At 63.0% G+C, this 7,055-nt stretch carries 5 protein-coding genes; 4 read left to right on the top strand and 1 reads right to left on the bottom strand.

Annotated elements, in window-relative coordinates:
- The 4 genes from AC0V2Y_RS03070 to tssA form a co-directional block, all read left to right on the top strand.
- Positions 1-1,988, top strand: a 1,988-nt coding sequence (locus AC0V2Y_RS03070; protein ID WP_475418320.1) for an ImcF-related family protein, incomplete at its 5' end; no start/stop codon positions are given.
- Positions 1,985-2,965, top strand: a complete 981-nt coding sequence (gene tagF / locus AC0V2Y_RS03065) for a type VI secretion system-associated protein TagF (protein ID WP_475417272.1) — start codon at positions 1,985-1,987, stop codon at positions 2,963-2,965. The genes AC0V2Y_RS03070 and tagF, both read left to right, overlap by 4 nt.
- A 35-nt stretch (positions 2,966-3,000) precedes the next feature.
- The gene (locus tag AC0V2Y_RS03060) at positions 3,001-3,762 is read left to right on the top strand and encodes an OmpA family protein (RefSeq protein WP_475417295.1); all 762 of its coding nucleotides are present in this window, start codon (positions 3,001-3,003) and stop codon (positions 3,760-3,762) included.
- 19 nt (positions 3,763-3,781) lie between these two features.
- Entirely contained in the window at positions 3,782-4,828 is a 1,047-nt protein-coding gene (gene tssA, locus AC0V2Y_RS03055) for a type VI secretion system protein TssA (RefSeq protein ID WP_475417273.1), read from the top strand.
- A gap of 58 nt (positions 4,829-4,886) precedes the next feature.
- On the opposite strand, the gene AC0V2Y_RS03050 is transcribed toward tssA, so the two are convergent.
- The gene (locus tag AC0V2Y_RS03050) at positions 4,887-7,037 is read right to left on the bottom strand and encodes a T6SS phospholipase effector Tle1-like catalytic domain-containing protein (protein ID WP_475417274.1); all 2,151 of its coding nucleotides are present in this window, start codon (positions 7,035-7,037) and stop codon (positions 4,887-4,889) included.
- Positions 7,038-7,055: the final 18 nt, after the last annotated feature.

The following is a 7,055-nucleotide window of genomic DNA, read 5'->3' as shown; positions in this document are numbered from 1 at the left end:
ATCTGATGCTGAGCGACAAGTCGCGCGCCGAAGCGAGCCACTTGAATGACCAGCTGACCCGCTTCTGGAGAGTCTGGCTCGACAGCAACCGCGGCAGCATGCCGCGCGAACAGATGATACGCAGTGCCGAACGCATGATTTCGTTTTACCTGACCCAGATCAACGACCCGTCCTGGCCGCAGATCGACAGCAAGCTGGCGCTGGTCGACCAATCGCGCGACAGCCTGCGCCGCGTGGTGCGGGGCATGCCGGCGCGCGAACGCGTGTACGCCGACGTCAAGGCACGCGCCGCCACGCGCTTCGCCTCGATGACGGTGGCGCGCATCGTCGGCGAGCAGGACAAGGAACTGGTGCTGGGCAGCTACGCCATTCCCGGCACCTTCACGCGCGACGCATGGGAGCAATTCATCCAACAAGCGTTCCAGGAGGCGGCCAACCGCGAACTGCAAAGCGCCGACTGGGTGCTGAAAACGGCGTCGAAGGACGACCTGACGCTGGAAGGCAGCCCGGAGCAGATCCAGAAAGCGCTGGTCGAACTGTACAAGACGGACTACGCCAGGGAATGGCAGAAATTCATCCAGGGCGTCAGCATCCGCGAGTTGAACGGCTTCGACAATGCGGCGGCGGCCATGAACCGGCTCGGCGATCCGCAAACCTCGCCGATCAACAAGCTGATCGAAACGGTGTACAAGGAAACCTCGTGGGACAACCCGTCGCTGCTGGGCCAGGGCTTGCAGCGCGCCCAGCGCGGCGTGATGGGCTGGTTCAAGGAAACCATCCTGCGCCAGAAACCCTCCGGCATCAACGTCAACGTCAGCACGGGCGCGCCCGCCGCCGGCGCCTTGCCGATGGGACCGGTGGGCCGCGAGTTTTCCGGCGTGGCCCGCCTGGTGGTGACCAAGGACAAGGATGCTTCGCTGATGCGCGGCTACATGGAAGCGCTGTCCAAGCTGCGCGCCCGCTTCAACCAGATCAAGAACCAGGGCGATACGGGCCCCGGCGCCAAGCAATTCATGCAGCAGACGCTCGACGGCACCGGTTCGGAACTGGCCGATGCGCTCAAATACGTGGATGAACAGATGCTGACCGGCATGACCGACGGGCAAAAGCAGGCGATCCGGCCCCTGCTGGTGCGCCCGCTGATGCAGACGTTTGCCGTCATCATCAAGCCGACCGAGACGGAAATCAACAAGGTCTGGCTGGCGCAGGTGCTCGAACCGTTCCAGAAAACCCTGGCGCCCAAATATCCGTTCTCGCCCGCCTCCGGTAGCGAGGCCAGCAATGCCGACATCGGCCAGGTATTCGGACCGGAAGGCAGCATCGCCAAGTTCTTCAATACCACCATCGGCCCGCTGGTGGTGCGCCGTGGCGACGCGCTCAGCGCCAAGACCTGGGCCAACATGGGCATCGGCCTGGCGCCGTCCGTGGTGGCCAGCTTCCCCGGCTGGATCGCGCCGCTCAGCGCCAACGGCGTGGCCACGGCGGCCGGCGCCGGCGAAGCGCAAACCCGTTTCGACCTGCAGGCGCTGGCCGCCAGCGGCGCCACCGAGTACACGATCGAGATCGATGGGCAAGCCCTGCGCTGGCGCGGCCAGCCGCAGCCGTGGATCCATATGGTCTGGCCGAATCCGCAAGGCACGCCCGGCGCGCGCATCAGCGCCATCACGCCGGAAGGCCGCACGATCGTGTTGCTCAACGAACCTGGCCATTTCGGCCTGAAGAAAATGATCGATTCGGCCAAGCGCAAGCGCAAGGATGGCGGCGTGTTCGAACTGAGCTGGGAAAACAGCGGCGTGACCGTGGCGGCCAACCTGAAGATCGTCGCCACGCCGGCGCCGGCCGCCGCGCCGAGCACCGCCTCGGGCGCGGCGGGCTTCCGCGGCCTGAAGCTGCCGGAAAGCGTGGCCCAGAGCGTGCCGGCCGTCAATACTCCCGCACCGGCCGCCCCTGCCGGCGCCATCGCGGCCAATGCCGCCGTCGCGCCATGAGCCGCGCCACCGCCACCGCCATCGGCTACTTCGGCAAGCTGCCCAGCCGCGGCGACTTCGTCAAGGCCAGCGACAACCCGGCCCTGCTGAAGATCCTCGACGACTGGCTGGCGCAGGCGATGGACCTGCTCAGCGCCGACGCGCGCTGGAAGCTGACCTATGATGCGCTGCCGCCCATGCACTTCGCCTTCATCGGCCCGCGCCGCGGACGCGCCATCGCCGGCCATATCGCCGCCAGCAGCGATGCCTCGTCGCGCCGTTTTCCCTTCCTGATGATGAGCACCATGGAAGTGGACCAGCCGGCCGCGTTTGTCGCCAACTGTCCGCTGGTGCTGTCGCGCCTGTGGAACCGCTTCGAGGCGCTCAGCAACGACATGCGCGGCCCCGATGCGGGCAGCGCGCTGCACGCGGCCAGCCATGCCAGCATCGACCTCGACCTGCGTGCCGCCGCCTATGAAGCCGCGTTCAACGATTTCCTCGACATGCAGACGGTGGGCGAACTCGACGCGTTGCTGGCGCCCACCGGTTTCACGGGCACGGTGCGACAGGTGCTGCTGGCGCTGGGCCTGCTGCTGCAGCCGGTGATGGCCAGCAGTTCCAGCCGGCTGGAAAAGAGCCTGGAACTGCCGCTGCCGGCCGACCCGCTGTACCGCAACATGGTGGCGGCGTTCTGGATGCACCTGATCACGCCGTTCCTGGCGCGTGCCGACTTCGAGCTGGCGCTGTTCATCACGCGGCTGCGCGGCCGCCAGACGCTGGTGCTGGGATTTTCCGGCGCGTCGGCGCAGACCCTGCATGTGCTGATGAATCCGCAAGCTGCGCTCGACCACCATATCGCGTTCGACGACCTGGACTGGGTCGAGGAACAGGTCGGCAGCGACTATGCGATCAAGAAAGTGTCGACCTATCTGGCGCAAGCCAACCTCTCGCTCAAATCGGCGCACGATTCCTTGCGCGCCGCCTTTATCGGAACCTGACCATGCGCGTATCCCGGATCGTTCTCCTCCTCGGCATGGCGCTAACCGCCATGTCCGCCTCAGCGCAAGCGCCCATATCGATACCCACGGCCGCCACGCCGCAGCCAGGCCAGGTGCTGGCCAGCGGCACCGTGCCCGACGAAGCGAGCAAGGCCGCCGTGCTGGCGCGCCTGCGCGAACTGTACGGCGCCGACAAGGTGGTCGACCAGATCGCCGTGGGCCAGGTGGTGTTGCCCGCCAACTGGAACGCCTATGTGCAAAAGCTGCTGTCGCCCAACCTCAAGCAGATCAGCCGCGGCCAGCTGAAGATCGACGGCAGCGTCGTCAGCGTGCGCGGCGAAGTGGCCAACGAGGCGCAGCGGCAAAAGATCGCCAGCGATATCGCCACCAGCCTCAATCCCACCTACACCGTCAACAATGGCCTGCGCGTGTCGGCCAGCGAGCAAGGCGTACTCGACACCACCCTGGCCAACCGCACCATCGAATTTGAAAGCGGAAAAACCATGTTGACGCCGTCTGGCCGCGCCATCCTCGATGAAATGGCGGCGGCCATGCAAAAGCTGGCCGGCCGCAAAGTGGAAATCATCGGCCATACCGACAACCAGGGCTTGCGCGCCAGTAACCAGAGCCTGAGCCAGGCGCGGGCCGAGGCCGTCAAATTCTATCTGTCGTCGAAGGGCATCCACGGCGAACTGCTGACGGCGTCTGGCCAGGGCTCCGACCGGCCGATCGCCAGCAATGACACGGTGGACGGGCGCGCCCGCAACCGGCGCATTGAATTTCGCATGGCGCAATAACCATCCATCAGAGGACCACATGTTTTCAGCCGAACAGTTATTACTTCCGATTAGCAATGAACAACCGTCAGGCGTGGACCTGGCGTTTTCGCCCGAACTCGACGCCATCACTCTGGCGCGCAAGTTCGACGACCCCTCGCTCGACCAGGGCGAATGGATCGCCGACCTCAAGGAAGCCGACTGGGACTTCGTCGTGCGCAGCTGCGCCGGCCTGCTTGCCGGCAGCAGCAAGGACCTGCGCCTGGCGGTCTGGCTGACCGAAGCGGGCGCCAAGCGCTACCATCTGCGCGGCATGGCCGAAGGCTTGCTGGTGCTGGCCGGGCTGTGCGAAAAATTCTGGGACCGGGGCCTGTTCCCGGATGCGGAAGACGGCGACCAGGAGCAGCGCATCGGCAACCTGAGCTGGATACTCTCGCGTATCCCTGCGCTGCTGCGCGAGGTGCCCGTCACGGGCGGCCCAGGCGGCGCCTTTTCCACCATCGATTTCGAGACCGCGCGGCGCCAGGCCGGCCTGGGCGATTCCGCCAGGCAGCATGAGGGCGTCAAGTTATCCGATATGGAAGCGGCGCGGCGCAACAACTCGGCCGCCTTTTGCGCCAGCTTCGCCGTCGACGCGCAAGATTGCCTGGAAGCGCTGCGCAAGCTCGAACGAGTCGTCGACGCCCGGCTCGGCAACGACAGCCCGGCCTTCTCCACGGCGCGCGAAGCCGTCGAAGCGATGCTGCGCATAATGCCTTCCAGCGCCGGCGTGGCACCGGCCGCCGTCCCTGCCACGGCCAGCGGTACGGCCATTGCAGAAAGCACGATGGCGCCGGCCCTGCCAGCGGTCCCGGCTGGCCCGCCCGGCGCCATCGCCACCCGCGCACAGGCGATCGAGCAACTGCGCGCCGTGGCGCAATTCTTCCGCCGCAGCGAGCCGCACAGCCCCGTCTCGTATTTTGCCGACAAGGCCGCCAATGCGGCCGACCAGGATTTGCACAGCTGGCTGCGCTCGGTGGTCAAGGACGCCGCTTCGCTGGCGCATATCGAAGAGTTGCTGGGCGTGCAGCCGCCCGAGAATGGCTGAAACCGCTGCTCACACCCTGGCGGCGCGACTGCCGCCGCCAGGGTGTTCAAGTTTTTGCCTATTTCGCTTTTTCCCGCTCTTCCTCGCGCCAGCGCTTTTCCAGCTGCGCCTTCCACACGGCCTCTGCATTGGCATATTTCAAGATGACCTTTTTTTCGGCCTGATAATAAAGCCGGGCTTCCTGGCTGGCTTGCTGCATGGCGTTTTTTGCGGTCTTGACTGCGCGGTCCAATTTTTTTTCCGCCTCGACCCCGGTATCGTGCACGCCGTGGCCGACGCGGGTGGCGCCATCGACGATCATCCGGCTCGTTTCCCTGTACGTTGCCACCGCCTGCCGTTCCAGCCGTTTTTCGGCCTCGGCCACCGCCTTCGCGGTCGCGGCAACCTTTCTGCGCGCTGCCCGGTAAGTGCTGACGGTATAGCCATACAACTTCTGGAAGTAGGTCACGGCCGCGTCGCCTGCTGCCTTGACGGCCTTCAAAGATTCATTGGCGATATTCGACATATTCGAATAATCATCGCTTTGCACGAAAACGTTGCGGAAGCGGCCATAGCCGCCGGTCAGCCATACCGGTTCGTGCTTGCCGAGGATGCGAAAGCCGGCGCGCGAATCGTGCACATAATCTTCAAACAGCGTGACGCAGGCAACCGGCGGTTGCGCGCCTTCCGTCATGATTTTCAAAAATCGCTCTTCCCAGTCGCTTAACGGGTCTTTCCCGTCTTCGACAAACAGCATGCCAGCCGGGCTGACGCGATGCAAGACAGTCTTGGCACGTTCACCGAGCCACCCCATCGTGGTCGCGTTGGCCTTCCTTCGTTCGCGCCAGGAGCGCAGATATATCCCCAGATCGGTATCGGCCTCCAGCAAGTCTTTCTGGCCCGGCTTATCCGACTCCTTGAAAAAGCGCTTGTTCTTCAACTGCGCTTTTCCCTGCGCGTGCAACATGCCGCGCCAGCGCAGATATTGTTTTGTATGCGCCTCGGTAAAGGTCTTCACGTCCGCGCCCTTGATGCCGTTATGCGTCAGCCAGTTGTTGTAGGAGGCGATCAGTCTTGGGTCGGTGGCAAAGGATTCCAGCAGCGCCTCTCGCTTTACCACTTTCATCTCGTTCAGGGTGCGCAAGGGCACACCGGCTTTCAGGGCGGCGAAATGCATGTCGATCAAGGGAATCTGCGACAGATGCGGCGACGGTCCCCAGCCCGGCATGGATCTGCCCTGCTCACCTGGGTAATAACCCCCACCTACATCGGAATGCATGCCGGGGTAGCCGACATTGCCCCGTCCGGTTGCGGATTCCAGCGGAAAGCTGGCGCGCTGTTCATGCAAGGCGATGAAATGCGTGCACTCTTCTACTACAGGGTGGATGCTCTGTGTTCCATTTCCCCAGGCCATGTGCCCGAAGGTGACCGGCGTTACATCCCCCACACCAACGGCGGCGACGGTATCAAAAATTCCCAGGAAGCCTATGCGTATGGGTACGCCTGCCAGCTCAAATGCGCCGGTTTCCCGTTCGAACACCTGATGCAGCCAGTGCGCACTGGCGCGCGCTTCGGCCGCGCCACGGGAAAAGCCGAAAATGGACACATTGATTTGCTTGAGCTTGCGCTGATGACTTTTAACAACGCGCGCCAGTTTTTCTTCAAGCGACGTCAGCATTGTCCAACGCTGCACGCCTTCCAACCCAAGCAGCATTTGTGCACTCATCAAATTTACCAGCAGCCTTTGCTCGTCCGGATCAAGCAAGGGACCACCTGTCAAATAACTGTGCACTGAATTAAGTAAGGAGGTGATTCCCCAATTGATACGATCGGCACCCATGTAACCGAAGCCGCCACCCGCATTATCAGTCAATGCCTCTACCGTGTCGCCAATCTCCTTGAACGGCGTGCCGACACCAGGCATATATGCACGAAAGAATCCATTCTCTGGCTCATCAAGATGTGCATCCCATAGCCTGGCAACATTGCTATGCTTGTTTCGTTGCCGCTGAGTCAGGTTCCTGGGATTTGCTATCGAATCTTTCTGTCTCCAATCCTGGTTATTGCCACTCCCATCATAAAAAAGTCCGATATAAATTTGACCCTGACATTCTGTTTTATGAGGCGACCTGACGCAGGCCATCGCCTTTGCGCGCTGTGACGATTCTTTGGGAGTAAGGCTGCGTCGCCCATCCAGAGGGGCTTTACGCCCTGTATAGATAATAGACATTATTATAAAATCCCTTGA

It is taken from the genome of Janthinobacterium sp. BHSEK (assembly GCF_056174685.1).
The sequence above is the reverse complement of the archived record's forward strand: the minus strand, read 5'-3'. Positions and strand labels throughout refer to the sequence as shown.

Bases quoted from the DNA above. Each gene is read 5' to 3' on its own strand.
- tagF (WP_475417272.1), top strand. From the start codon at position 1,985: ATGAGCCGCGCCACCGCCACCGCCATCGGCTACTTCGGCAAGCTGCCC.
- AC0V2Y_RS03060 (WP_475417295.1), top strand. From the start codon at position 3,001: ATGGCGCTAACCGCCATGTCCGCCTCAGCGCAAGCGCCCATATCGATA.
- tssA (WP_475417273.1), top strand. From the start codon at position 3,782: ATGTTTTCAGCCGAACAGTTATTACTTCCGATTAGCAATGAACAACCG.
- AC0V2Y_RS03050 (WP_475417274.1), bottom strand. From the start codon at position 7,037: ATGTCTATTATCTATACAGGGCGTAAAGCCCCTCTGGATGGGCGACGC.